This is a genomic window from Crenobacter cavernae (assembly GCF_003355495.1).
GTDB classification, from domain to species: Bacteria; Pseudomonadota; Gammaproteobacteria; order Burkholderiales; family Chromobacteriaceae; genus Crenobacter; species Crenobacter cavernae.
Genome location: NZ_CP031337.1, coordinates 2,099,783 through 2,122,684, shown reverse-complemented (window position 1 = coordinate 2,122,684; position 22,902 = coordinate 2,099,783). Strand labels below are relative to the sequence as shown.

Below are 22,902 nucleotides of genomic sequence, written 5' to 3'. Positions count from 1 at the left end.
GCGCTTTCGAATCGCCGAAAACCAAACAAAAAAGGGCAGCTACACGCCGCCCTTCCGATTGTACCGCATGCAACCGTATCGCATGCGGGCTGCACCCATCCGCCTCAGTGGCGGATCAGCAGGTCTTCCAGTGTGCGCCCCTGATCGAGCTGTCCCAGCACCCAGGACGGCTTGCGACCGCGGCCGGTCCAGGTCAGCGACACGTCTTGCGGGTGGGCGTATTTGGCTTCCACCGGTTTGCGCACGGCGCCGCCGACTTTGCTCAGCACTTCTTCCAGGTTCAGGCCGTAGGTCTTGGCGATTTCCTGGATTTGTTTGCGAGCCTTGGCCTTCTCTTCCGATTCGCGGCGCTTGATTTCGCCGTCGATTTCATTACGCAGCGAGAGCAGTTCGGCGTATTCCAGACCCGGCAGTTGTTTGGCGAGCTCCATCTTTGGCATCCTTAGAGTTTGTTCAGACTTTATCGAATAGATTCAATTTAACGACCTGCAAAATGATTCGTCAAGAAGAATACGTTACCAAATATTAAATACGGTCCGGCAGCGGATACGGCAGGGACAATGGCGACAATTGCGGACCGTCGAGCGACTTAAGGTAGACCCCGGCCTCCCACGCCGCCACTTGCACGACGACCAAAAGTTCCATTTGCCCGGCAGCGACCGAAACCACATTCACCACCATGCCAATGGTCTGATCGGGAACCGACGGCGAATAAAGCACGTCACCAGGCGATGCGGCCGCAGAAATCGACGCACGGAACAATCGGCGCTTCAATTTTCCGAGATATTGCGTACGCGCGACGATTTCCTGGCCGGGGAAGCAGCCCTTTTTGAAACTCACCGCGCCGATCAATTCCATATTCGCCATTTGCGCGACGAATTGCTCCTGCGTCGGCAGCGTGATCCACGCAATGCCAGCGGCGATATCGAAAGCGCCCCAGGCCTCTACGCCGACCCGCGTCGCCCCCTCGGCCAAGCTTGTCGCCGCCGCGGCCGCCGACTCGGCCGGCAATACCAGCAAATAGGTACCGGCTGGCAAGGCGATCACCAGGCCCTGTTCATTACCGGCAACCGCATGAACGGATTGCGGCACCGCGTAACCCAGTTCGGCCAGACGCCCCGCCGCCCCAGCGCCGGCAAAACCGGCCAGCAGATATTGACCGTCGACGCGCTCGATTTTGACCTTGGCGCGCATCACGAACAGGGACAGCCGCTTGAGAATGGCGTCGGCGATGTCGGCCGACAGCATCAGGAAATAATCGTCGCCGTCTTTCCACGCGAGGAAGTTCGCCTGCATACGGCCCTTCGCGTTCGAATAGCTGCTGTACTGGCTTCTGCTACCGTCCAGCTCGCGCAAGTCGCTCGAGAGCTGGCCCTGCAGGAAGCTCAACGTGTCTTCGCCGCGCGCACGCAGCAAGGCGAACTGCGTCAGCGGCGAGAACACCGGACGCCCGCCCTGCACCGCCTTCAATTCCTCTTGATGGCCGGCGAAAACCAGTCGACCGCCTTCGTCCTGATGACCGTCATTTTGCGTCACCCACTGTTGCCATTCTTCCATCATGCTTTTCCTCCGCGAGGGCGCCCAAACGTCTATCGAAAACAGTCTATGTACATCGGGGCGGAACGCACCGAATCAAGTGCAATCGCTTTCAGCAATCGATTCATGAGCTTAGCGTTTTCACACGCCGGATCGTCTCATTTTTTTCGCAAAAGGTGTTGACGACCTAAATCGGCGCCGGTATAGTTCGCCTCCATCGATTCCCTGATAGCTCAGTTGGTAGAGCGACGGACTGTTAATCCGCAGGTCGCAGGTTCGAGCCCTGCTCGGGGAGCCAAAGATACGAAAGGCCTCAGCTTACGCTGAGGCCTTTTTCGTTTTCATGGTCTATTTGCAAACCCGTTATTTCCCGCAGCGCACAAATTCCGCTTCATCGACGCCGATCGTAACCGGCGAAAATATCCGCACCGGCAATCCCCCCGCTTTCTCTTCCCGAGTTTCAGCAACCCGCCCCGTCGATACACTCCCGCCTGGGCGACCCGGATCCCGGCTTCATTCGCCGCCCGGTACCCGTCGTCATTGCCCGCTCATCGCCGCCTACCTTCCTCCAAAGGCCGGGCATGCTCTCTACGCTCGCCTGGGCTACCCACCTTCTCGCCCGGCAAACCCGAGTGACTCCACTATTGATAAGGCCCTGCCCCGTCCGGCAGACGCTACCTAAACGTTGGCCGAGGCTCAATATCGAGCGCAGCCCCTCCTCCCCCTTAAGCTCGATAACATCATACCGGCCCGTTATTTCTCCTCCGGGCAGGTTCGAAGGGTTAACACCCCCGATGAAAAACCCTGCGGCTTTTTCCATCTTGGTGATTGCGATTAGAATGCGCTTTTGCGTTGGACTTACCCATGCTGCGCAATCCGCTTTACGCGGCCGCAGGAGCGATCCTCCTGTGGGCCTCACTCGCCACCCTAGGTGCCCTCACCAAAAACCTGCCGCCCTTCTTCGTCGTCGGCGTCAGCCTGTGCATAGGCAGCCTGCTCGCACTACCGCGCGTCCGGGAATGGAAAGTCCCCGTCAAGACGCTTGCGGTCGGGCTTTACGGCCTGTTCGGCTATCACTTCCTGCTGTTCTTCGCCTTCCGCCACGCGCCAGCGATGGAAGCCAACCTGATCAATTATCTGTGGCCGCTGTTGATCGTGCTGCTCGCGCCGCTGATCGTGCCCGGCACGCAGTTAATGCGCCGCCATATCATCGGCGGACTGTTGGGCTTCGTCGGTGCGGGGCTGATCGTCAGCGGCGGCAGGCTCGCCTTCGACGCGACGTCGGGCTTCGGCTACGGGCTCGCGGTCGCCGCGGCCATCGTCTGGTCGACCTACAGCCTTCTCACCAAACGGCTGCCGCCGTTCCCGACCGGCGCGGTCGGCGGATTCTGCCTGTTGTCGGGCCTGCTGGCGCTCGCCTGCCACGCACTCTTCGAGCCGGCGACGCAGCCCACCACCGGCCAGTGGCTGAGCCTGATCGGCCTCGGCGTCGGACCGATGGGCGGCGCGTTCTTCCTGTGGGACCGCGCGATGAAGGGCGGCGACCCGCGCCAGATCGGCGCGTTGTCGTACACCACGCCGATGCTATCGACGCTGCTTCTCGTCGCCAGCGGCCAAGGGCAGCTCACGCCGCTGACCGGCGTCGCGATCGGCCTGATCCTCGGCGGCGCGTTGCTCGGCACCGTGGATCGCAGGCTGCTCAAGTCGCTGAGCCGCCGCACCGTATAACGGCGGGAATTCCACTCCAAATAGACCACCGCCCCGTGCGCTGGACGCTGCAAGTCCCTTCATGCAAGAGGCGCCCAGCCTTGCCAGCGCGCCGGCCAGCCCGTATTTTGCCCATCGGAATGCCAATTAAATAAGGTGCTGTTATGGTAATTTTCAAAGAATTTAAAGAATTCGCGATGCGCGGCAACGTGATCGACCTCGCGGTCGGCGTGGTGATCGGTGGCGCTTTCGGTGCGATCGTCAAGTCGCTGGTCGACGACGTGATCATGCCGCCGATCGGCCTCCTGGTCGGCAACGTCGACTTTTCCAACCTGTTCTGGGTGCTGAAAGAAGGCACGAAGACCGCCGGGCCCTACGTGTCGGTGGCGGCGGCCAAGCAAGCCGGTGCGGTCACGCTCAACGTCGGCCTCTTCATCAACGCCGTGATCAGCTTCACCATCGTCGCGTTCGCGATCTTCATGCAGGTGAAGACGATCAACCGCCTCAAACGCGAGGAAAAGGCCGAAGTAGCGCCGGAGGTGGTGAGCAAGGAATGCCGCTACTGCCTGTCGAGCATTCCCGAGAAGGCGACGCGCTGCCCGCACTGCACGTCCCAGTTGGACTGAAAACGCCAACAGCCAAGCACACGGCCCGCACTTCGCGGGCCGTTTTCATTGCCGCGCGGCGCACTCCTGCCCCCCGCCCCCCAGGCGTCGAGGTTGGCCGAGCCGGCTGGCTGCCGGCGCCTTTTTGCCGTATGATGGGCGCTGTCTTGGGGGAGTAGCCGCCGCGCTTGATTGACGCGGGCCCGATGTCAACAGACTTGGCTTTCCGTTGTCGCAACGGATACGCAGCCATGGCACGGGCAACCTTCGATGGTCTGGCAAGACTCATGACTCTTCACCCTGTTGCGGGCCGCGCGGGGTGGACGAGTCATGAACGTCGCGCGGCCCTCGGAGTTTCATCCCCTTCATGGAAGCCTTCCTCGTCTCCACCGGCATCGTCGCCCTCGCCGAAATCGGCGACAAGACCCAGCTGCTCGCGCTGCTTCTCGCCGCGCGCTACCGCAAGCCCGGCCCCATCGTCGCCGGCATCTTCGTCGCCACGCTGCTCAACCATTTCGCCGCCGCCGCCGTCGGCCAGTGGATCACCACGCTCCTGGGCCCCGACGTCTTGCGCTGGATCCTCGGCGCGTCGTTCATCGCGATGGCGGTGTGGATGCTGATCCCCGACAAGCTCGACGACGACAGCCGGCTGTTCGACCGCTTCGGCGTGTTCGGCGCGACCGCGATCGCCTTCTTTCTCGCCGAGATGGGCGACAAGACGCAGATCGCCACCGTCGCGCTGTCGGCGCGCTTCGACCAATTGGCGATGGTCGTCGCCGGCACCACGCTGGGCATGATGATCGCCAACGTGCCGGCGGTGCTGATCGGCGACGCCGCCGCCAACAAGCTGCCCAAGCGCGCGGTGCACGGCGTCGCTGCGGCGATCTTCGCCGTGCTCGGCGGCATCACGCTGCTCTACCCGCTGTCCTGACGAGCGCCCAGGGCTCGGCCAACGCTGGCCGAGCCTGCCCCGCTCCAATGCAAACGGCCACCCTTGGGGTGGCCGTTTTGCGCCGCGTGCTTACTAGGCCAGCAGACCCTTCACCACGTCGATATAGGACTGCATCGCGCTGTCCGAGTCGGTGCCCTTCAGCTTGTCCCACGCGTCGTACTTGGCGCGGTTGATGAAGTCCATCATGCCCGGGCGCTCGCCGGACACGTCGCCGTCGGTCGCCTGCTTGTAGAACGCGTACAACTGCAGCAGCGTCTGGTTGTCCGGGCGCTCGGCCAGGGTCTTGACGGCGGCTTGCGCCTCTTCGAATGCGGTTTTCAGCTCAGACATGGTGTTTTCCTTCGTGTTGACGGCCTTGATCGGCTCCGGTGCCAGACAAACAAACGTTCGAATTGTGAACGATGCGACGGAAACTGTAGCACGAATTCAGAACGGCGAGGACAGGCCGCCGCTCTCGATCGCGATGCGCTTCACGCTCTTCACCTTCTGCCCATGACGGATCGCCGGCGCGAACGTCGCCTTGCCGAAGGCGGCGAGCGCCGCCTCTTCCAGCACGCCAGGCGGCTCGGCCGACTCGACCTCGGTCGCGACCACCCGGCCGGCTTCGTCGATGAAGACGCGGATCACCAACCGCGCCGCCTGTACCGCGCCGGGGTCGAGGTCGGGATCGGGTGGCATCGGCAGCGGGTCGATCGCCGCCAGCGGCTCGGCGACGGCGTCGAGCATCGGCGCCGGATAATAGACCGCGTCGCCGAAGCCCAGCGGCGTGTCGAGCAAACCCTCGTCGGCAGCCTCGGCAGGTGGTCTCGTACTGTCCGCCGTGGCATCGGACGGAGGCGTCGGCTGCGAAGCGGACGCGGGTTCGGAGCTTGGCGGGGCCCGTTCATCGGGAACGGAAGGCGGCTCGGGAGACGGCGCCGGCGGGGACGGCACCCTGGGTACGGACTCGGACGACGGCAGCGGGGGCTGCGGCTCGGGCGTGGCGATGAGCGGCGTGGAGGGTGCGGCGGGAGGCGATAGCGTCACCGCCAGCCGTGTCGCACTCGCGTCGCCGCGACCGAACGGCGCACCGGCGCCGCCCAGCGCGACGAGGACGGCGTGCACGCAAAGGGACGCGGCCGCCGCCGCCCACAAGCGGCCCTCTTTCATCGCCGCTTACTTCGCGGCCTTCTCGTCAAGCCACGCTTCGACCTGCTCGAGCGGCTGCGCGCCCGACACCAGGCGGCCGCTCTCGAACACCAGCGCCGGCGTGCCGTTGATGCCGAGCGAGTCGCCGAGCTTCTGCAGCTTGTCCAGCGGCGTCGCGCAGTTGTCCGGGCCGGACAGCGCCTTGCCCTCGCGCATCAGGCCGATCCACGCGGCGGTACGGTCGGCGCTGCACCAGATCTGGCGCGACTTGCGCTCCGCGTCCGGGTGCAGCTGCGCCAGCGGATAGAGGAAGGTGTAGACGGTGACGTTGTCGAGGCGGGCGATCGTCTCGCGCTCGAGCTTCTTGCAGAACGGGCAGTCCGGGTCGGAGAACACCGCAAGCTTGCGCTTGCCGCTGCCGCGGACTTCCTTGACCGCATCGGCCAAGGGCAAGGTGCTCCAGTCGACGCGCGACAGCGACGCCATGCGCGCCTCGGTCAGGCTTTCGCGCTTTTGCACGTCGATCAGGTTGGCGTCGAGGAACAGGTAGTTGACCTTGGCGTCGGTGTACATGATCTGCCGGTTCGGCAGCACGACCTCGTAGATGCCGGGCAGCGGCGTCGCTGCGACGCTCTTCACCGGGCGGTTCGGGAAACGCTCGGTGAACGCCTTTTTCACCGCGGCGGCGGTCGGCTGCGCCGGCTTGGCTTCGGAGGACGCGCCGGCCGAACAGGCCACCAGCGGCGTGAAGGCGGCGAGGAAGGCGAGGGTCAGAAAACGTTTATTCATGCAGATTCCAATCAGAAGCCGATGGCGTGGCGCACCAGCTCGCGTTTGAGCGGGGTGAGCCGGTTGGTGAGGTTGAGGCCGGTATTGCGCAGCCACGACAGCGCCGGCAGATCCTTGCCGTGAAACAGCTTGAACAGGCCGTCGCACGTCAGCTGCATCGCCGCCACCGCTTCGCGGCGCGTGCGCTCGTAACGTCGTAACAGCAGCCAGTCGCCGGCGTCGCGCGCCCCGCCGATCAGTTCGGCCAGCGTCGCCGCGTCCTGGAAGCCGAGGTTCACGCCCTGCCCCGCGAGCGGGTGCACGGTGTGCGCGGCGTCGCCGACCAGCGCGACGCGCTCGGCGACCACCGCCTCGGGGCGGATCAGGCGCAAGGGGAAGGCGGCCGGGCGGCTTGCAAGTTGAAGTTGGCCGAGCGCTGAGGCGCCCGCTTCGGCGACCCTGGCGCAGAACGCGTCGTCATCCAGCTCGAGCAGCGCGTCGGGCCCAGAGGTTGACCATACCATCGACATATGGTTCCCGGCCATCGGCAGCCACGCGAGGATGGAGTCGCCGGTGAACCACTGGCGCGCGATGTCACCGTGCGGGCGCTCGCATAGGAAGTTGGCGACCACGCCGCTCTGGCCGTAGGCGTCGACGCGTGCCGTCAGCCCGGCCTGCTCGCGCACCCACGAGTTGGCGCCGTCGGCGCCGACCAGCAGCCGCGCTGCAAGGCGCCGGCCGTCGGAAAGCTCCAGTTCGGCCGCATCGGCGCGCGTGCTCAAGGCGGCCGGTTTCACGCCGCTGATGACGTCGACGCCGGCCTCGGCCAACCTTGCCCACAGCGCGGCGAGCAGCCAGCGATTCTCGGCGATCCATGCGAGCGCGTCGCCGCCGACCTCGCGCGCGTCGAAGTCGATCTCGCCGCCGGCGTCACCGTGCACCTCCATGCGCGCGATCGTGCCGATGCGGCTGGCGTCCGGCCACGCGTTAAGGCCGCTCAGAAAGCGCCGGTTGGCCGGACTGACCGCGTAGATGCGCGCGTCCCAGCCTTCCGTCACGCGCGAGAAGTCGGGCTGCTGCCCTTCTACCAGTGTCACCTGGCGGCCGGCACGGCTCAAGGCAAGCGCGAGGCTCGCGCCGACCAGCCCGCCGCCGACGATGACCACGTCCGCATCAAAGCCCTTCATGGCGTTTTGTCCAAAGATTGCGTGCCGACGCCGAACACCAGGTGGCCGGCGAAACGGCGGCGCAGGCCCGGCGCGGCGTCGAGCAGGTTCATGCCGAGGCCGCGCGCGGCGGAGACCAGCGGGCCGTGGCTGTCGAAGAAGCGCACCAGGTGATGCGTGAAGCCGACCACCGCGCCGCTGTCGAGATGGCGCGCGCGCTCGTAAGACGCGAGCGCCGCGGTGTCGCCCGGGTCGGCCGAGCCTTTGAGCGCCGCGGCTAGCGCCAGCGCGTCGCGGATGCCGAGGTTGAGCCCCTGCGCGGCGACCGGGTGCAAGGTCTGCGCGGCGTTGCCGATCAGCGCGACGCGACGCGACACGCGGTGGTTCACCTCCTTGAGCGTCAGCGGGAACACCGCGCGCGCGCCGCTCAGATGAAAGGCGCCGAGCCGCTCGCCCATCGCTTCGGCCAACTGTTTTTCCAGTTCTTCCGGGGCACCTTCGCGCAATTCGTGCGCGTCCTCGGGCGTGCGCGTCCACACCAGCATGAAGCCGTCGCCGCGCGGCAACAGCGCCAGCGGGCCGCGCTTCGAGAAGCGTTCGAACGCGACGCCGTCGTGCGGCTTGTCGCACTTCACCTCGGCGAGCAGCGCCGACTGGCCGTAGTCGTGCACGCGGCGCGACAGGCCTGGCAGGCTATCGACCAGGTCGCCGCCTTCGGCGAGCACGACAAGGCGCGCGGTCACTTCGCTCTCGCCGGCATCGCTTTTCAGCATGACGCGCGCGTACGCCGACAGCGTGTCGATCGCGGTCACGCGCGTGCCCCACGCGACCGGCAAGGCCCTCTCGGCCAAGCTTTGCGCGAGCGCGTCGGACAGCGCCGGGTAGTCGACCACCACGCCCAGGTGCGGCAGCTTCAGGTCGTCGCGCGACAGCACGGTGCGGCCCCAGCTGCCCTGCTGCGACACGTGCACCGTGTCGATCGCGGTGGCCGGCAGGTCGTCGCGCCAGATGCCCGCGTCGACCAGCGCGCCGCGGCTCGCCCACGACAGCGCGAGCGCCCGCGCGTCGCGCACCGGCACGTGTTCGGGGCGCGCCTCGACCAGCGCGACCTTGCGGCCGGCCTCGGCCAACTTCAACGCGGCGAGCGCGCCGACCGGGCCGGCGCCGACGACGAGCACGTCGATATGATCGGGAAAGCTTTTGGGCATCGTCAGCCTTTCGCCGCGCGCATCAGCGCCTCGATGTCGTCTACCGCCTTCGGCACGCCGGCCGTGTAGACCTCGTGGCCGGTTTCGGTGACGAGCACGTCGTCCTCGATGCGGATGCCGATGTTGTGGAACTCGGCCGGCACGTTGTCCGCCGGCCGGATGTAGAGGCCGGGCTCGACCGTGGTGCACATGCCCGGCGCGAAGCGGATCCAGTCGCCGTTCGCGCCCTTGCGGCCGCCGACGTCGTGGACGTCCAGCCCGATCCAGTGGCCTAGGCCGTGCATGTAGAACTGGCGGTAGGCACCCGATTCGATATTGTCGTCGACGGTGCCGGTCAACAGTTTCAGGTCGACCAGCCCCTCGACCAGCACCTTGAGCGCGGCGTCGGCGAACGCGTTCCACGCGACGCCGGGGCGCACCTGGGCTATGCCGGCCAGCTGCGCGGCGAGCACGACCTCGTACACCGCGCGCTGCGCGCCGGTGAAGCGGCCGTTGACCGGGAAGGTGCGCGTGATGTCGCCGGCGTAGCCCATGAATTCGGAACCGGCGTCGATCAGCAACAGCTCGCCGTCGGCGAGGCGGTCGCGGTTGCCGACGTAGTGCAGCGTGCACGCGTTGGCGCCGCCGGCTACGATGCTCTCGTACGCCGGGTGGCGCGCGCCGTGCCTGACGAAAGTATGCAGGATCTCGGCCTCGATCTCGTATTCGTAGCGGCCCGGCCGCGTCGCCTGCATCGCGCGCACGTGCGCCTCGGCCGAGATCGCGCCGGTGCGGCGCAAGGTGGCGATCTCCGCCTCGTCCTTGTAGAGGCGCTGCGCGTCGATCAGCGTCGCAAGATCGGCGAAGCGGCCGGGGGCCGGACCGAGGTTGCGCGAGCCGCGCGCCGCCTCGAGCCAGCGCCCGACGCGCGCGTCCCAGTCGCCGCGGCGGCCGACGCCCCAGTACAGCGTGTCGGCCTCGGCCAACATCGTCACGATGCGCGTATCGAGTTCCTCGATCGGGTAGGCCTCGTCGAAGCCGAAGGCCTCTTTGGCGCCGTCCGGGCCGTGGCGGAAGCCGTCCCAGATTTCCATGTCGAGGTTCTTCGCGCGGCAGAACAGCACGCTCTTGCCGGTGCGCGCGTCGAGCACCAGCACCGCCTCGGGCTCGGTGAAGCCGCTCAGGTACCAGAAGTGGCTGTCGGGCCGGTAGGGGTAATGGGTGTCGGCGTTGCGGCTGGCTTCGGGCGCGGTCGGCAGGACGGCCAGACCGCCGCCCATCGCCTGCATCAGTTGCTGTCTTCGTGCGGCGTACTGCATGCGTCACCTCGTGATGTTTCGTTTTGGGTAGACCGCGGCGCGGCCGGGGCGTTCAGCCGGGCCGGGCGGGCGATCAGGGACAGCGGCCATAAGACCAGCATAGCGCCCGTCATGTCGGCGACGGCGTCGAGCGCGTCGGGGCTACGGTCTAGCGTCAGCCAGCCCTGCAGGATTTCGGACCCGACGGCCCACGGCAGCAGCGCGAGCCAGACGCGGCCCGCGCGCCAACCGCTGGCGCCGAACAAGAGGGCGGCCTGCAGCCCGAACATCGCCGCGTGGCCGAACTTGTCGAAGTGCGGGATCGCGCCGGGCGGCGACGCGGGCTTCAACAGCAGCCACAGCGAAACGCCCCACCAGGCGAGCGCCGCGACGGCGCAGACCGTCCGATGCGAAAAAGGCTTGCCCGAAGACAAGCCTTGCTCTTGCTCGGAGCGCGCCAACGATTATTCCTCGAGCACCGCCGAAGTGTAGACCTCTTGCACGTCGTCGAGGTCTTCGAGCGCGTCGATCAGCTTCTGCATGCGCGCGGCGTCTTCGCCTTCGAGCACCGTCTCGTTCAGCGCGCGCATCGTCACTTCGCCGTCCTCGGCCTTGAAGCCGGCGGCCTCGAGCGCGGCCTTCACGTCGGTGAACGCGTACGGGTCGGTGATCACCTCGATCGAGCCGTCGTCGTTGGTGACGACGTCCTCGGCGCCCGATTCGAGCGCCGCTTCCATCAGCGCGTCCTCGTCGACGCCCGGCGCGAACACCAGGTAGCCGCAGTGCTTGAACTGGAACGCGACGCAGCCGTCGGTGCCCATATTGCCGCCGTACTTCGAAAACGCGTGGCGCACGTCGGCGACGGTGCGCGTCTTGTTGTCGGTCATGCAGTCGACCATCACCGCCGCGCCGGCTATGCCGTAGCCCTCGTAGCGCAGCTCTTCGTAGCTGACGCCCTCGAGGTTGCCGGCGCCGCGGTCGACGGCGCGCTGGACGTTGTCCTTCGGCATGTTGGCGTCGTACGCCTTGTCGATCGCCAGGCGCAGGCGCGGGTTGGTCGTCGCGTCGCCGCCGCCCAGACGCGCGGCGACGGTGATTTCCTTGATCAGACGGGTAAAGACCTTGCCGCGCTTGGCGTCGGCGCGTTCCTTCTTATGCTTGATGTTCGCCCATTTGCTGTGTCCAGCCATGGTTACCTCGATTTTTGCCTTGGGCGGCGCAACGCCGCCGGTTGGGGGAATAGACCCGGGAATTCTATCAAAAAGCGCCGGCGCTTTGGCGCGGCGCTACGGCTTCGGCGTTCTAAGCCAGACGTTGACGAAGCCGAACGCCTCACGGTACATGGTCTCGACCGCCGGCACCAACAAGGGCAGCGCGAAGTACAGCGCGATGAAGCCGATCAGCAGCGTCAGCGGGAAGCCGAACGAGAACACGTTGAACTGCGGTGCGGCGCGCGTCATCACGCCGATCGCCAGGTTGGTCACCAGAAGCGCCGCGACCACCGGCAGCGACAGCCACACCCCCCATAGGAAGAGATGCCCGCCCCACTCGGCCAACGTTCGCCAGCCTTCGACCGGCACGCTTTGGCCGATCGGCAGCACGGTGAAGCTGTCGACGAGCGTGCCGACCAGCACCTGCAGGCCGCCCATCATCAGGAACAAGAGAAAGACGAAGATAGACAACAGCCGCGCGACACCCGGCACCTGCGCCGACGACATCGGGTCGAAGAACAGCGCGAAACCCAGGCCCATCTGCGTGCCGATGGTGAAGCCGGCGAGCTCGACCGCGCCCATCACGATGCGCGTCGCGAAACCGATGCCGACGCCGATCAACAACTGCTGCACCAGGATGGCGACGCCTTCGGCCGAGACCAGCGGCACGTCAGGCAGCGGCGGCAGGATGGGCGCGATCAATACGGTGAGGAAAAAGGCGAAGCCGGCCTTGAAGCGGCGCGGCACGCCGCGGGTGGCGAGCAAGGGATCGGCCATGATCAGCCCCGCGATGCGCGCGAACGGCCAGATGAAGACGGCGACGAGCGCGTTGATCTGCGCGTCGGTGATCGCGAGCATCTAGCCGATCGCCCCGGGGATGCCCTGGTAGAGCCGCACCGTGTAGTCGACCAGCGTATTCAGCATCCACGGGCCGGCGAGCACCAGCACGAGGAACATCGCCAACAGCTTCGGGATGAAGGTCAGCGTCATCTCGTTGATCTGCGTCGCCGCCTGCAGGATGCTGACCAAGAGGCCGACGAGCAGCGACACGGCGAGCACCGGCGCCGACACGATGATCAGGATGTAGAGCGCGTTCTGCACGAGGTTGATGACGTACTCGGGACTCACGTCGCCTCCCGGCCGGGCAAGGCCTTCTTCATGATCCAGTTCTCGATCGCGACACCGTCACGCCACACCAGGTTGTCGCGCAGCATGGTGAAGCCGGCGCGCTCGAACACCGGCCGCGCGCCGTGGCTCGCGTAGGCGGTGAGCTCGGCCAACCCTGCCGCGTTCGCCTCGTAGACGAGCGCGCCGACGAGGCGGGTCCCGACGCCCTGCCCGGCCGCCCACGGCGCGACGAACAGCATGTCGAATTCGCCGTCCGACAGCAGCCACGCAAAGCCGGCGAGCCGGCCGTCCTCCGACAGCGCCTTCACGCCCCAGGCGCGCGAGAGCCGACGGGCCCAGCCGTCCCGCCAAGAGTCGGGCATCTCGCCTTGCGGCGCCCAGGCGGCGCACTGCTCGGCGCGGTAATGACGTTGGCCGAGCCTATGCACCGCGTCGACGAACAGCGCGTGGCAGGCAGGAATGTCGGCGTCGGCCAGGGTATCGAGTGTGATCTTCATCCGGTGTAGAAGCTCTGAACCAGCGACCCCATCAGCAGGGTCCAGCCGTCGACCAGCACGAACAGCATCATCTTGAACGGCAGCGAGATGATCACCGGCGACACCATCATCATGCCCATCGCCATCAGGATGCTCGCGACGACGAGGTCGATGATCAGAAAGGGAATGAACACCATGAAGCCGATCTGGAACGCGGTCTTCAGCTCGCTGACGACGAAGGCCGGCACCAGCGTCTTGATCGACACGTCGGCCGGCGTCGCCGGCTTGGCCGACTGCGAGATCTCGATGAAGAATTCGAGGTCCTTCTCGCGCGTCTGCTTGAGCATGAACGCCTTCATCGGCTTCGCCGCCTCGTCGAGCGCGACGTTGAACGCGATCTTGTCTTCCGAGAACGGCAGCCAGGCATTGTTATAGACCTTGTCGAGCGTCGGCCCCATCACGAACAGCGTCAAGAACAGCGACAGGCCGATCAGCACCTGGTTCGGCGGCGCCTGCATCGTGCCGAGCGCCTGGCGCAACAGCGACAGCACGATCACGATGCGCGTGAACGCGGTCATCATCAGCACCATGGCCGGGATGAAGGTCAGCCCGGTCATGAACAGCAGCATCTGCAAGGACAGCGAATAGCTCTGCCCGCCGCCGGTGGCCGGGGAGCTGGTCAAGAGTGGCAGGCCGGCGGCCAGCGCCGCACCGGGCAGCAAGAGCACCGCCGCCCATAACAAACGTTTCGTGGGAATCATTTTTCGGAATCGGGTTCGCGGGTGGAGCTTGGCCGAGCCTTATTGAGCGCCGCCTTCAGCCACTGGGCGAACGGCGGCTCGCTAAGGCCGTCGCCCGGCATCGGCAGGCCTTCGGGGCGCGGCCGGCGCGTCAAGAGGTTGACCTGCTGGCCCGTCACGCCGAGCACCAGCCATTCGCCGTCGAGTTCGACGACGACGACGCGCTCGCGCTGGCCGACCATCACACCGCCGACCACTTTCAGGTGCTGCGGCAGGCCGCCCATCTTGCCCTGCACGCGGCGAAACGCCCAGCCGCAGGCGACGATGGCGCCGACCACCAGCGCCAGCGCGGCGATCACCTGCACCAGGCTGGAGAGCGGCGACGGCGCGGCGGTGGCCGCCCAAGCCGGGGGGGCGAGCGTCAGCGCAGCAAGGGGGGCGAAGCGGATCATTACTTCTGCAGGCGGCGGATGCGCTCGGCCGGGGTGATGATGTCGGTCAGGCGGATGCCGAACTTGTCGTTCACGACGACCACCTCGCCCTGCGCGATCAGGCAGCCGTTGACGAGCACGTCCATCGGCTCGCCGGCGAGGCCGTCGAGCTCGACCACCGAGCCTTGCGCCAGCTGCAACAGGTTGCGGATGGCGATCTTGGTGCGGCCGAGCTCCACGGTCATATTGACCGGGATGTCGAGGATCATGTCGAGGTTGTGCGGCACGGCGGCGCCGGCCGACCCGGCCGAGCCGAAGTCCTGGAACAGGCCGGTGGCCGGCTGCGTCGCGGCGGCCGGCGCGGCCGACGCGGCCGCTTCGACCTCTTCCTGCTCGGCCATCGCGGCGGCCCAGTCGTCCATGCTGACATCGTCGCCGCCCGCGGCGCCGACGCTGTCGGCCATCGCCGCGGCGGCGGCAAAGTCGGCGAAGTCGGTTTCGGTTTTCGATTCGTCAGCCATCGTGCTTCTCTCCATTGGCCGGTTCGCCCAGCTCGTGGGCGCCGGCGAGAATTTTATCGACCCTGAGCGCGTAGCGTCCGTTCAGGGTGCCGTACTTGCACTCCAGCACCGGGATGCCCGACACATCGGCGACGATGTTCTCGGGTATCTCCAGCATCACCACGTCGCCTTCCTTCAGGTTCAGCACCTGGCCGAGCGTGACGCGCGTCTCGGCCAGCGTCGCGACCATCTCGACCTCGGCCGCCTGCACCTGGCTCGACATCAGGTTGATCCAGCGGTTGTCGACCTCGGTGCGGTCGGCCTGCATCGTGCTCGACAGCACGTCGCGGATCGGCTCGACCATCGCGTACGGCAGGCAGATGTGGAAGTCGCCGCCACCGGCACCGAGCTCGATATGGAAGGTCATCGCGACGACCACCTCGGTCGGCGTCGCGATATTGGTGAACTGCGTGTTCATTTCCGAGCGCAGGTAGGCGAACTCGATCGGGTAGACCGGCTCCCACGCCTTCTGGCACTCGGTGAACACCACGTCGAGCAGGCGACGGATGATCCGCTGCTCGGTCGGCGTGAAGTCGCGGCCCTCGACGCGCACGTGGTAACGCCCGTCGGAGCCGAACAGGTTGTCGACCACCAGGAAGACCAGGTCCGGGTCGAAGATGAACAGACCGGTGCCCCTCAAGGGCTTCATGTGGACCAGGTTGAGGTTGGTCGGGACCACGAGGTTGCGGATGAATTCGCTGTACTTCTGCACGCGAACCGGGCCGACCGAGATTTCCGCGTTGCGGCGGATGAAGTTGAACAGCGCGATGCGCAGGTTGCGCGCGAAACGCTCGTTGATGATCTCGAGCGTCGGCATCCGGCCGCGCACGATGCGCTCCTGACGGCCGATCTCGTAGGTGCGCACGCCGTAGGCGTCTTGCGCCTCATCGCCCTCGTCTTCGTCCCCGGTGACACCGCGTAAAAGGGCGTCGACCTCCTCCTGGGAGAGGATCTCGTCGGCCATGCCTTACTGCTCTTGGATGATGAAGGACGTGAAAAGGACCGAGTCCACCGGCTCTTCCGACCCGGCATCCATCGCCTCGTTGATGATTTTCTTCACCTGCGCCTTCAGCTTGACCTTGCCGTCCGGCGTCGCCAGCTCTTCGGAGGTCTTGGATGACAAGAGCAGGATCAGCGCGCTGCGCACCTTGGGCATGTAGTCGGTGAAGCGCTTCTTGGCGTCCTCATCGGACAACTCGGCCTGCATCTCGACCTGCAGCATCGCACCGGAGCCGCCGGCGAGGTTCACGACGAAAGTGTCGAGTTTCTGGAAGATCGGCGGCCCGTCCTTCTTCTTGACCGCCTTCTCGTCGACCTGCTCGGCGTGCGCGGCGTCGCCCTTCTGCATATTGGCGAACACATAGGCCGCCAGACCACCGACGGCGGCCAGTACCAGCACCAGGAGCGCGATCACGATGATCAGCAGCTTGCTGCCGCCTGCGGCCTTCTTGTCCTTTTTCTGTTCTTCAGCCATGAAGCGAATCCGTGCGGGTTGAACTTAAGGGAATGGTTAGCGATTTTCAACGATCGCCCGCAAGTGTACCGCACGGATAGCCCACAAAGACAGCCAAATACTTTAAGCGAAGATGCTGAGCACGCCGCGCGCCGCACGGATCGCGGTCAGCGCGTCCGGCTCGTCCTGCACGCCGCCGCCATCGCGCCGGCCCTGCTGCTGCGCGAACGACTGCTGCGACTGACCCTGGCCGCTCGACACCTGCGCGTCGCCGAGCTGGATGCCGCTCTCGGCCAGCATCTGCGACAAGCGCGGCAGGCTGTTCTCGACCGCGTCGCGCGCGATCGGGTTGGCGGCGATGAATTGCAGCTGCGCCAGGTTGTTCGAATCGATCTTCAGCGACACCTCGATCGGCCCGAGCTGCGGCGGGTTGACCTGGATATGCGCCGTTTCCGCTTTCAGGTTCACGAGGCCGATCAGCTGCTCGCCCATCGCACGCCCCCAGGCCGAGTCGGACAGCGGCACCGGCAAAGTCACCACATGCGGAGCGCGCTCGGTCCTGGCGGCGGCGTGCGGGCCGGCCAGCGCACTCGTCGCCGGCCATTGCGGCGCAAAAGCGGCAGGACTTTCCGTATCGGCCGGCAATTTTTGCTGGCCGCCCTTCTTGCCGGCGAGCGCCGACAGCAGGAATCCCGACTCGACCGACGCATCCGTCGACGCCCCCGGCAAGCCTTCGGTCGCGCCGGCCCCGCGCGGCGTCAAACCCAGTCCGGTGCCCTGCGGCTGCACCGGCTGTGGCAGCACCTGGAAGTAGGCGAGCGCGGCGGCCGGGTCAACGGTGGGCGCGGCGGTCTTCGCGTCGTCGCCGGCCGTCTTGGCCTCGCCGTCGCCGTCGGCCGACGGCGTGGCCTTGGCCTGCGCCTTGCCGCCCAGCTGGCCGATTTCGGCGCCGAGCAGCGAAGCAAACAGCATCGCGTCCTGCGGCAAGGCGGCGGCCTCGCCTGCGGCGGCGTTGGCGGCGAGGCCTTTGGGCAGGGCGGACGTGGCGGTGACGGTCAGGCTCATGGGATTCTCCCCGGTTATCGGCTGGCACTGGAAAAGCAAACACCATGCCAGATGCCTGACTGTCGGCTCGGCCAACGTTGGCCAAACCCAAGAAAAAACCGCCGCCCGGTCGAAGCGGCGGCGGTTTGCGGATGAGGCGGGCGCGCCTAGCGCCCCTTGCCGCGCGTGGCGTTCCAGAACTGGCGCGACGCGAATTCGTCCATCGCCTTCTGCTCGCGACGGTTCTCCTTGAGCGCGGCGCGCTCGGCCTCGCGCTCCATCAGCTTGTCGAACGCCATCACCCGTTTGCGTTCGTTCTGCCAACCCTGGCGTTCCATCAGCAGCCGCTGCAGGCAGCGCTCGACCTCGCCGTTCTGCAGCCCGACCGCCTCGTCGAGCTTGCCGAGGAACAACCGGAAATCCTGCCACTGCGCGACGCCGACGCCGGCCTGGCCGCGCGCGGTGAAACGGCCGCGGTATTCGTCGCGGTACGCTTCGAGTTGTTCGAGACGCTGGCGCGCGTCGCCCAGGCGGCCCTGCGCGCGCTGCATGCGCTCGGCGGCGGCGGCTTCGCGTTCCTTGGCCAGTTGCTGGAGCAGGCGGTACTTGCTGTCGGCCATCGCCTATCTCAAGCGAGCGTCGAATCGAGCTGCTGCAGCGTCGACGGATAGTCGTGCGACTCGTGCTGCGGCTGGTTGAGGAAGCTCGTCATCGGCAGCTGGCGGCGCATCGCCTCGTCGAGCACCGGGTCGGAGCCGGGCACGTAGGCGCCGACGCTAATCAGGTCGCGGTTGCGCTGGTAGCGCGAGTAGAGCTGCTTGAAGCGCCGCGCCTGCTCCATCTGCTGGCGCGGCACGACGTCGACCATCACGCGGCTGATCGACTGTTCGATGTCGATCGCCGGGTAGTGGCCGGATTCGGCCAGCTCGCGCGACAGCACGAAGTGGCCGTCGAGGATGGCGCGCGCCGAGTCGGCGATCGGATCCTGCTGGTCGTCGCCCTCGGAAAGAACCGTATAGAAGGCGGTGATCGAACCGCCGCCCTCGGCGCCGTTGCCGGCGCGCTCGATCAATTGCGGCAGCCGCGCGAACACCGACGGCGGGTAGCCCTTGGTGACCGGCGGCTCGCCGATCGCCAGCGCGATCTCGCGCTGCGCCATCGCGTAGCGGGTGACCGAGTCCATCAACAGCAAGACGTCCAAACCCTGCGCGCGGAAATATTCGGCGAGCGCGGTCGCGTAGGCGGCGCCGTGCAGTCGCATCAAGGGCGGCAGGTCGGCCGGCGCGGCGACGACGACCGAGCGGGCGCGCCCCTCGTCGCCGAGGATGTTGTCGATGAAGTCCTTCACCTCGCGGCCGCGTTCGCCGATCAGACCGACGACGACGACGTCGGCGCGCGTGTAGCGCGCCATCATGCCGAGCAGCACCGACTTGCCGACGCCGGAGCCGGCGAACAGGCCGAGACGCTGGCCTCGGCCGACGGTCAGCAGGCCGTTGATCGCGCGCACGCCGACGTCGAGCACGTCGTGCACCGGCGTGCGCTCGAGCGGGTTGATCGGCTGGCTGTAGAGCGGAAAGTAGGCGTCCGGGTGGATGTCGCCCTTGCCGTCGAGCGGGCGACCGAGCGAGTCGAGCACGCGCCCCAACAGGCTCATGCCGACCGGCACCTTGCGACCGACCGACGCGCCGTCGTCACCGGCGAGCGATCCGCGGCCGTAGCGCGGCGGGTGGTAGGCGGTGAGCGGCGTCACCGGCGTGCCCGGCAACAGGCCGTGCACGTTGGAGATCGGCATCAGGTAGAGCTTGTCGCCGGCGAAACCGACGACTTCGGCCTCGACGCTGTGCTTATCCGACAGTTCGACGCGGCACGCGCTGCCGACCGGCAGCTTGAGGCCGACCGCCTCCATCACCATGCCGGTGACCTGGGTCAGCCTTCCGGCCGCCTGCCACAAGGGCGTGGCGGCGGCGACGCGGCCCGCGCAGGCTAAAAAGGCCTGCTGGCGCTCAAGCATCGCCGAGTCCGAGCGCCGCCGCGAGCACGGCGCGACGCGTTTCCATACTGAGATCCAGCGACACGGTCCGGGTGTCGATCACGCAGCCGCCGCGCTCGAGCGCGGCGTCTTCCTGCCACTGCCAGACGGTGGCCGGCGCTTCGGCCTCGAGAAACGCTCTGACGGTGGCGAGATCGTCGGGATGAACGCGCACACGGGCGCGTGCGAGTTCCTCGCGCCAGTCGGCGAGCGCCTCGGCGAGCAAGTTGCGCAACGAATCAGGGTTGGCGGCGACGGTGACGCGGCTCAGCTCGGAGGCGAGCTCGAACGCGAGCTTCAACAGCGACGGCGCCAGTTCGGTCTCGACGCGGACGAGCTCGCCCTCGAAACGTTGGCCGAGCTCAGAGAGCGGCGCGAATGCGGTATCGAATTGACTTGCCGCCTCGGCATGCGCCGCTTCGCGACCTTCTTCACGGCCCAGCGCCAGCCCTTCGGTATGGCCGGCGTCGTAGCCGCCCTGCCACGCCTCTTGGTGGATCGCTTCGAGTTCGGCGGCCGTCGGGTAGGCCGGCGGCGGGGCGATCGGCTCAGAAGACTCGGGCGGCTCCGCGTCGTCTTCCAGTCTCTCGGCGGCGACGTCGTGCCCGTCGATGGGCTCGGCCAACGCTTCGGGTGCTGGCTCGGCCTCCGGCGCGATGGGAAACAGTTCGCCCGGATGCCAGCGCGCCCAGCCTTCGAGCGCGTCGCCGGGGATGATGCCGGCCTTATTCGACAATGCCTTCGTCCCCGCCCTTGCCGCCTAGCACGACCTGGCCCTCGTCGGCGAGCTTGCGCACCACCTTGAGGATTTCCTTCTGCTCGGCCTCGACCTCGGACAGTTTGACCGGGCCGCGCGACTCGAGGTCGTCGCGCAGCATCTCGGCGGCGCGCTGCGACATATTGCGGAAGATCTTGTCCTTGAGCTCGTTGCTCGTGCCCTTGAGCGCGATGACGAGCGAGTCGGTCTGCACTTCGCGCAGGATGGTCTGGATCGAGCGGTCGTCGATGTCGATCAGGTTCTCGAACACGAACATCTTGTCCTGGATGCGCTGCGCCAGTTCCGGGTCGTATTCGCGAATGTAGTTGAGCGCCGACGCCTCGACGTTGCCGCCCATGAAGTTGAGGATCTCGGCGGTCATCGCGATGCCGCCGGCTGCACTCTTCTTGATGCGGTCCGAGCCGGACAACAGCTGCGTCAGCACCTCGTTCAGCTCCTTCAAGGCGGTCGGCTGCACGCCCTCGAGCGTCGCGGTGCGGATCAGCACCTCGTTGCGCAGGCGCTCGGGGAAGTGCTGCAGGATCGCGCTCGACAGGTCGGGCTCGAGGTGGACGAGGATGGTCGAGATGATCTGCGGATGCTCGTTGCGGATCAGGTCGGCCGCCGAGTTCGGGTCCATCCACTTCAGGCTCTCGATGCCGCTGTGGTCGTTGCCCTGCGTGATCTTGTCGAGCAGGTTGGCCGCCTTGTCGGCGCCGAGCGCCTCGGTCAGCACGTTCTTCAGGTATTCGTCCGACGCGCCGATGCTGGCGCGCGCCGCGCATTCCTCGCGGAACTGGGTAACGGTGGCGTCGATCTCGTCGTAGCTGAGGTTGCTGATCGCCGACATCGCCAGCGACAGCTTCTGCACTTCCTTCGGACCGAGGTATTTGAACACCTCGATCGCCTCGTTCTGGCCGAGGCTGAACAACAGGACCGCGCTCTTGTGGATGCCGGCATCACTCATCGACGTTGATCCATTCCTTGATGATCTGCGCGGCCATGCGCGGGTCGGACTTCACCAGCTCGCGTGCCGCCTCGAGGTTGGCCGAGTATTGACGACGCTGCACCTCGCGCGCGTCGAGCGGAGAACCCGGCAGGCCCGGCGCGCCGTCTTCTTCGTCGCCGGCGACCGCGAGCAGCGTGCCGCCCTCTCGCGCCGCCACCGCCGCGGCTTCGCCGTCCTCGGCCGCCTTGCCCTTCTTCAGCACGTCGCGCACGATCGGTCGCACCACGCCGAACAGGATGTAGAACACCACGATCGCCAGCAGGCCGTACTTGATCAGCTCGGCCGCGTTCGCGCTGGCGAACTCGACCGCGCGCTCCTGCAGCGACGGCTCGAGCACCGAGTCGGCGAAGGCGGCGTTGACCACGTTCAGCGTGTCGCCGCGGGCCTGGCTGTAGCCCATCGCCTCGCGCACCAGATTGTTGATCTGCCCCACTTCCTGCGCGGTCAGCGGCGTCGGCTTCACTTCGCCGTTGCGGTCGGGCAGGTTGCGGTAGTTGACCACCACCGCCGCCGACAGGCGCTTGACCATGCCCTTGGGCAGCTTGGTGTGCTGGATGGTCTTGTCGACCTCGTAATTGGTCGTGATCTCGCGGTGCACGGTGCCGCTCGCGCCCATCGGCTGGCCCGACAGCGTCACCGTACCCGGCGCCGCGCCCGGCGGCAGCGTGATCGGCGCGGAAGCGGCCGACGGCGGCTGGTTCGACAGCGCGCCGGGCACCCCGCCCGGCAGCGGCGCGCCCTGGCCGAGGTTCTCGACGATCTGCTGGCTGCGCGTCGACGACGGATTCGGCGACGAGTTCGGACGGTAGCTCTCCGACGTCTGCTCGACCTCGGAGAAGTCGAGCTGGGCGGTCACCTGCGCGCGCACGTTGCTCTTGCCGAAGATGGGTTCGAGGATGGCCTCGATACGCTTGACGAAGTCCTGCTCGATCTGGCGCACGTAGTTGAGCTGGCGCTGGTCGAGGCCGGACGCGTTGTTGAGGTCGGGCAGGCTGGACAAGAGGTTGCCGTCCTGGTCGACGACGGTGACGTTCTTGGCCGGCAGGTTGGGGACGGAACTCGAGACGAGGTGCAGGATGCCGGCGACCTGGCCGGCGTCGAGGATGCGACCCCGGTTCAGTTCGAGCATCACCGACGCGGTCGGCTGCTGCTGCTCGCGAACGAAAACACTCTGCTTGGGAACGGCGAGGTGGACGCGCGCGCCGTTGACCGACGCGATCGATTCGATCGTGCGTGCGAGTTCGCCCTCGATCGAGCGCTGGTAGTTGACCTGCTCGGCGAACTGGCTGATGCCGAACTTCTGGTTGTCCATCAGTTCGAAACCGACGCCGCCGGCCTTGGGCAGCCCCTGCGCGGCGAGCTTCAGGCGGGTGTCGTAGACCTTGTCGGCCGGCACCGTGATGACGCCGCCCTCGCCGAGCTGGTAAGGCAGGTTCATCTGCTGCAGCGACGCGGCGATCTGGCCGCCGTCGCGGTCGGACAGGTTGGCAAACAGGATTTTTTGGGCGGGTTGGCGGTTGACGAGCGCCAGACCGACGACGACCGAGAAGAGCGCGGCGAGCGCTGCGAACAGCAAGAGCTTGCGGTTGGTGGGCAGCGACTTGAACCGCTCGACCGAGTCGTTGACGCGGGATTTCCAGGCAGGCGTAGCGTTCTCTACCAGATCAGCCATACAGAGGTTTGCGCGTTAGGTGTGCCAACCGCCGGCGGCCGTTAA

The 22,902-nt window shown here is 66.7% G+C and carries 27 protein-coding genes, 1 tRNA gene and 1 riboswitch; of the genes, 4 read left to right on the top strand and 24 right to left on the bottom strand.

The genetic code is table 11. From position 1 onward, the window contains the following. Positions 1-104 precede the first annotated feature (104 nt). A complete protein-coding gene (locus DWG20_RS10330; protein WP_115433733.1) occupies positions 105-431 on the bottom strand; it encodes an H-NS histone family protein in 327 nt (108 codons plus the stop codon). Between the two features lie 94 nt (positions 432-525). Then, on the bottom strand, positions 526-1,560 hold the full coding sequence (gene ygfZ, locus DWG20_RS10325; RefSeq protein WP_115433732.1) for a CAF17-like 4Fe-4S cluster assembly/insertion protein YgfZ: 1,035 nt from the start codon (positions 1,558-1,560) through the stop codon (positions 526-528). A 198-nt stretch (positions 1,561-1,758) separates the two neighbouring features. Here ygfZ and DWG20_RS10320 point away from each other — a divergent pair. From DWG20_RS10320 to DWG20_RS10305, 4 genes are all read left to right on the top strand, one after another. Further along, positions 1,759-1,834: transfer RNA gene (locus DWG20_RS10320), tRNA-Asn, on the top strand. 566 nt (positions 1,835-2,400) lie between these two features. Beyond that, positions 2,401-3,264: a DMT family transporter gene (locus tag DWG20_RS10315; RefSeq protein ID WP_115433731.1), complete on the top strand. Its 864-nt coding sequence runs from the start codon at positions 2,401-2,403 to the stop codon at positions 3,262-3,264. A gap of 143 nt (positions 3,265-3,407) precedes the next feature. Next, positions 3,408-3,869, top strand: coding sequence for a large-conductance mechanosensitive channel protein MscL (gene mscL, locus DWG20_RS10310; protein WP_115433730.1), 462 nt, complete (start codon positions 3,408-3,410; stop codon positions 3,867-3,869). 127 nt (positions 3,870-3,996) lie between these two features. Then, positions 3,997-4,205: riboswitch (yybP-ykoY riboswitch) on the top strand. A 10-nt stretch (positions 4,206-4,215) separates the two neighbouring features. Continuing rightward, on the top strand, positions 4,216-4,779 hold the full coding sequence (locus tag DWG20_RS10305; protein ID WP_115433729.1) for a TMEM165/GDT1 family protein: 564 nt from the start codon (positions 4,216-4,218) through the stop codon (positions 4,777-4,779). A 93-nt stretch (positions 4,780-4,872) separates the two neighbouring features. Here DWG20_RS10305 and DWG20_RS10300 read toward each other — a convergent pair whose 3' ends face one another. The 22 genes from DWG20_RS10300 to fliF form a co-directional block, all read right to left on the bottom strand. Next, entirely contained in the window at positions 4,873-5,130 is a 258-nt protein-coding gene (locus DWG20_RS10300) for an acyl-CoA-binding protein (RefSeq protein WP_115433728.1), read from the bottom strand. Between the two features lie 96 nt (positions 5,131-5,226). Beyond that, a complete protein-coding gene (locus DWG20_RS10295; protein ID WP_115433727.1) occupies positions 5,227-5,577 on the bottom strand; it encodes an energy transducer TonB in 351 nt (116 codons plus the stop codon). A gap of 378 nt (positions 5,578-5,955) precedes the next feature. Beyond that, positions 5,956-6,717: a DsbC family protein gene (locus tag DWG20_RS10290; RefSeq protein ID WP_115433726.1), complete on the bottom strand. Its 762-nt coding sequence runs from the start codon at positions 6,715-6,717 to the stop codon at positions 5,956-5,958. A gap of 11 nt (positions 6,718-6,728) precedes the next feature. Beyond that, positions 6,729-7,883: a UbiH/UbiF family hydroxylase gene (locus DWG20_RS10285; protein ID WP_115433725.1), complete on the bottom strand. Its 1,155-nt coding sequence runs from the start codon at positions 7,881-7,883 to the stop codon at positions 6,729-6,731. Continuing rightward, positions 7,880-9,070 (bottom strand): FAD-dependent oxidoreductase, encoded by a 1,191-nt coding sequence (locus tag DWG20_RS10280; protein ID WP_115433724.1) that lies wholly within the window; start codon positions 9,068-9,070, stop codon positions 7,880-7,882. The genes DWG20_RS10285 and DWG20_RS10280 overlap by 4 nt, the downstream gene beginning before the upstream one ends. A 2-nt stretch (positions 9,071-9,072) precedes the next feature. Continuing rightward, positions 9,073-10,368 (bottom strand): Xaa-Pro aminopeptidase, encoded by a 1,296-nt coding sequence (gene pepP, locus DWG20_RS10275; RefSeq protein WP_115433723.1) that lies wholly within the window; start codon positions 10,366-10,368, stop codon positions 9,073-9,075. Beyond that, positions 10,338-10,808, bottom strand: coding sequence for a VanZ family protein (locus DWG20_RS10270; RefSeq protein ID WP_181880895.1), 471 nt, complete (start codon positions 10,806-10,808; stop codon positions 10,338-10,340). The genes pepP and DWG20_RS10270 overlap by 31 nt, the downstream gene beginning before the upstream one ends. Before the next feature lie 3 nt (positions 10,809-10,811). Further along, positions 10,812-11,537, bottom strand: coding sequence for a YebC/PmpR family DNA-binding transcriptional regulator (locus tag DWG20_RS10265; RefSeq protein WP_115433722.1), 726 nt, complete (start codon positions 11,535-11,537; stop codon positions 10,812-10,814). A gap of 96 nt (positions 11,538-11,633) precedes the next feature. Next, positions 11,634-12,416 (bottom strand): flagellar biosynthetic protein FliR, encoded by a 783-nt coding sequence (fliR, locus tag DWG20_RS10260; RefSeq protein WP_115433721.1) that lies wholly within the window; start codon positions 12,414-12,416, stop codon positions 11,634-11,636. Next, on the bottom strand, positions 12,417-12,686 hold the full coding sequence (fliQ, locus tag DWG20_RS10255; protein ID WP_115433720.1) for a flagellar biosynthesis protein FliQ: 270 nt from the start codon (positions 12,684-12,686) through the stop codon (positions 12,417-12,419). Next, positions 12,683-13,183, bottom strand: coding sequence for a GNAT family N-acetyltransferase (locus DWG20_RS10250; protein ID WP_115433719.1), 501 nt, complete (start codon positions 13,181-13,183; stop codon positions 12,683-12,685). Before DWG20_RS10250 ends, fliQ begins: the two co-directional genes overlap by 4 nt. Beyond that, complete coding sequence (gene fliP, locus DWG20_RS10245) at positions 13,180-13,923, bottom strand: flagellar type III secretion system pore protein FliP (RefSeq protein WP_115433718.1); 744 nt, start codon at positions 13,921-13,923, stop codon at positions 13,180-13,182. Before fliP ends, DWG20_RS10250 begins: the two co-directional genes overlap by 4 nt. Beyond that, complete coding sequence (fliO, locus tag DWG20_RS10240) at positions 13,920-14,354, bottom strand: flagellar biosynthetic protein FliO (protein WP_115433717.1); 435 nt, start codon at positions 14,352-14,354, stop codon at positions 13,920-13,922. The genes fliP and fliO overlap by 4 nt, the downstream gene beginning before the upstream one ends. Further along, the gene (gene fliN / locus DWG20_RS10235) at positions 14,354-14,797 is read right to left on the bottom strand and encodes a flagellar motor switch protein FliN (RefSeq protein WP_115434787.1); all 444 of its coding nucleotides are present in this window, start codon (positions 14,795-14,797) and stop codon (positions 14,354-14,356) included. Before fliN ends, fliO begins: the two co-directional genes overlap by 1 nt. 49 nt (positions 14,798-14,846) lie before the next feature. Then, complete coding sequence (gene fliM, locus DWG20_RS10230) at positions 14,847-15,857, bottom strand: flagellar motor switch protein FliM (protein WP_115433716.1); 1,011 nt, start codon at positions 15,855-15,857, stop codon at positions 14,847-14,849. 3 nt (positions 15,858-15,860) lie between these two features. Next, positions 15,861-16,367 carry a flagellar basal body-associated FliL family protein gene (locus tag DWG20_RS10225; RefSeq protein ID WP_115433715.1) on the bottom strand — a complete coding sequence of 169 codons (507 nt, stop codon included), beginning with the start codon at positions 16,365-16,367 and terminating at the stop codon, positions 15,861-15,863. 102 nt (positions 16,368-16,469) lie between these two features. Then, positions 16,470-17,411, bottom strand: a complete 942-nt coding sequence (locus DWG20_RS10220) for a flagellar hook-length control protein FliK (RefSeq protein WP_115433714.1) — start codon at positions 17,409-17,411, stop codon at positions 16,470-16,472. A gap of 146 nt (positions 17,412-17,557) precedes the next feature. After that, complete coding sequence (fliJ, locus tag DWG20_RS10215) at positions 17,558-18,010, bottom strand: flagellar export protein FliJ (RefSeq protein WP_115433713.1); 453 nt, start codon at positions 18,008-18,010, stop codon at positions 17,558-17,560. Between the two features lie 8 nt (positions 18,011-18,018). Further along, the gene (gene fliI, locus DWG20_RS10210) at positions 18,019-19,401 is read right to left on the bottom strand and encodes a flagellar protein export ATPase FliI (RefSeq protein ID WP_115433712.1); all 1,383 of its coding nucleotides are present in this window, start codon (positions 19,399-19,401) and stop codon (positions 18,019-18,021) included. Then, complete coding sequence (locus DWG20_RS10205; RefSeq protein WP_115433711.1) at positions 19,394-20,155, bottom strand: FliH/SctL family protein; 762 nt, start codon at positions 20,153-20,155, stop codon at positions 19,394-19,396. Before DWG20_RS10205 ends, fliI begins: the two co-directional genes overlap by 8 nt. Further along, complete coding sequence (fliG, locus tag DWG20_RS10200) at positions 20,145-21,143, bottom strand: flagellar motor switch protein FliG (protein ID WP_115433710.1); 999 nt, start codon at positions 21,141-21,143, stop codon at positions 20,145-20,147. The genes DWG20_RS10205 and fliG overlap by 11 nt, the downstream gene beginning before the upstream one ends. Next, positions 21,136-22,857 (bottom strand): flagellar basal-body MS-ring/collar protein FliF, encoded by a 1,722-nt coding sequence (gene fliF / locus DWG20_RS10195; RefSeq protein ID WP_115433709.1) that lies wholly within the window; start codon positions 22,855-22,857, stop codon positions 21,136-21,138. Before fliF ends, fliG begins: the two co-directional genes overlap by 8 nt. Positions 22,858-22,902: the final 45 nt, after the last annotated feature.

Excerpts from the sequence above, each read along its gene's own strand:
- DWG20_RS10330 (WP_115433733.1), bottom strand. The coding sequence starts at position 431 with ATGGAGCTCGCCAAACAACTGCCGGGTCTGGAATACGCCGAACTGCTC.
- ygfZ (WP_115433732.1), bottom strand. The coding sequence starts at position 1,560 with ATGATGGAAGAATGGCAACAGTGGGTGACGCAAAATGACGGTCATCAG.
- DWG20_RS10315 (WP_115433731.1), top strand. The coding sequence starts at position 2,401 with ATGCTGCGCAATCCGCTTTACGCGGCCGCAGGAGCGATCCTCCTGTGG.
- mscL (WP_115433730.1), top strand. The coding sequence starts at position 3,408 with ATGGTAATTTTCAAAGAATTTAAAGAATTCGCGATGCGCGGCAACGTG.
- DWG20_RS10305 (WP_115433729.1), top strand. The coding sequence starts at position 4,216 with ATGGAAGCCTTCCTCGTCTCCACCGGCATCGTCGCCCTCGCCGAAATC.
- DWG20_RS10300 (WP_115433728.1), bottom strand. The coding sequence starts at position 5,130 with ATGTCTGAGCTGAAAACCGCATTCGAAGAGGCGCAAGCCGCCGTCAAG.
- DWG20_RS10290 (WP_115433726.1), bottom strand. The coding sequence starts at position 6,717 with ATGAATAAACGTTTTCTGACCCTCGCCTTCCTCGCCGCCTTCACGCCG.
- DWG20_RS10285 (WP_115433725.1), bottom strand. The coding sequence starts at position 7,883 with ATGAAGGGCTTTGATGCGGACGTGGTCATCGTCGGCGGCGGGCTGGTC.
- DWG20_RS10280 (WP_115433724.1), bottom strand. The coding sequence starts at position 9,070 with ATGCCCAAAAGCTTTCCCGATCATATCGACGTGCTCGTCGTCGGCGCC.
- pepP (WP_115433723.1), bottom strand. The coding sequence starts at position 10,368 with ATGCAGTACGCCGCACGAAGACAGCAACTGATGCAGGCGATGGGCGGC.
- DWG20_RS10265 (WP_115433722.1), bottom strand. The coding sequence starts at position 11,537 with ATGGCTGGACACAGCAAATGGGCGAACATCAAGCATAAGAAGGAACGC.
- fliR (WP_115433721.1), bottom strand. The coding sequence starts at position 12,416 with ATGCTCGCGATCACCGACGCGCAGATCAACGCGCTCGTCGCCGTCTTC.
- DWG20_RS10250 (WP_115433719.1), bottom strand. The coding sequence starts at position 13,183 with ATGAAGATCACACTCGATACCCTGGCCGACGCCGACATTCCTGCCTGC.
- fliP (WP_115433718.1), bottom strand. The coding sequence starts at position 13,923 with ATGATTCCCACGAAACGTTTGTTATGGGCGGCGGTGCTCTTGCTGCCC.
- fliO (WP_115433717.1), bottom strand. The coding sequence starts at position 14,354 with ATGATCCGCTTCGCCCCCCTTGCTGCGCTGACGCTCGCCCCCCCGGCT.
- fliN (WP_115434787.1), bottom strand. The coding sequence starts at position 14,797 with ATGGCCGACAGCGTCGGCGCCGCGGGCGGCGACGATGTCAGCATGGAC.
- fliM (WP_115433716.1), bottom strand. The coding sequence starts at position 15,857 with ATGGCCGACGAGATCCTCTCCCAGGAGGAGGTCGACGCCCTTTTACGC.
- DWG20_RS10225 (WP_115433715.1), bottom strand. The coding sequence starts at position 16,367 with ATGGCTGAAGAACAGAAAAAGGACAAGAAGGCCGCAGGCGGCAGCAAG.
- DWG20_RS10220 (WP_115433714.1), bottom strand. The coding sequence starts at position 17,411 with ATGAGCCTGACCGTCACCGCCACGTCCGCCCTGCCCAAAGGCCTCGCC.
- fliJ (WP_115433713.1), bottom strand. The coding sequence starts at position 18,010 with ATGGCCGACAGCAAGTACCGCCTGCTCCAGCAACTGGCCAAGGAACGC.
- fliI (WP_115433712.1), bottom strand. The coding sequence starts at position 19,401 with ATGCTTGAGCGCCAGCAGGCCTTTTTAGCCTGCGCGGGCCGCGTCGCC.
- fliG (WP_115433710.1), bottom strand. The coding sequence starts at position 21,143 with ATGAGTGATGCCGGCATCCACAAGAGCGCGGTCCTGTTGTTCAGCCTC.
- fliF (WP_115433709.1), bottom strand. The coding sequence starts at position 22,857 with ATGGCTGATCTGGTAGAGAACGCTACGCCTGCCTGGAAATCCCGCGTC.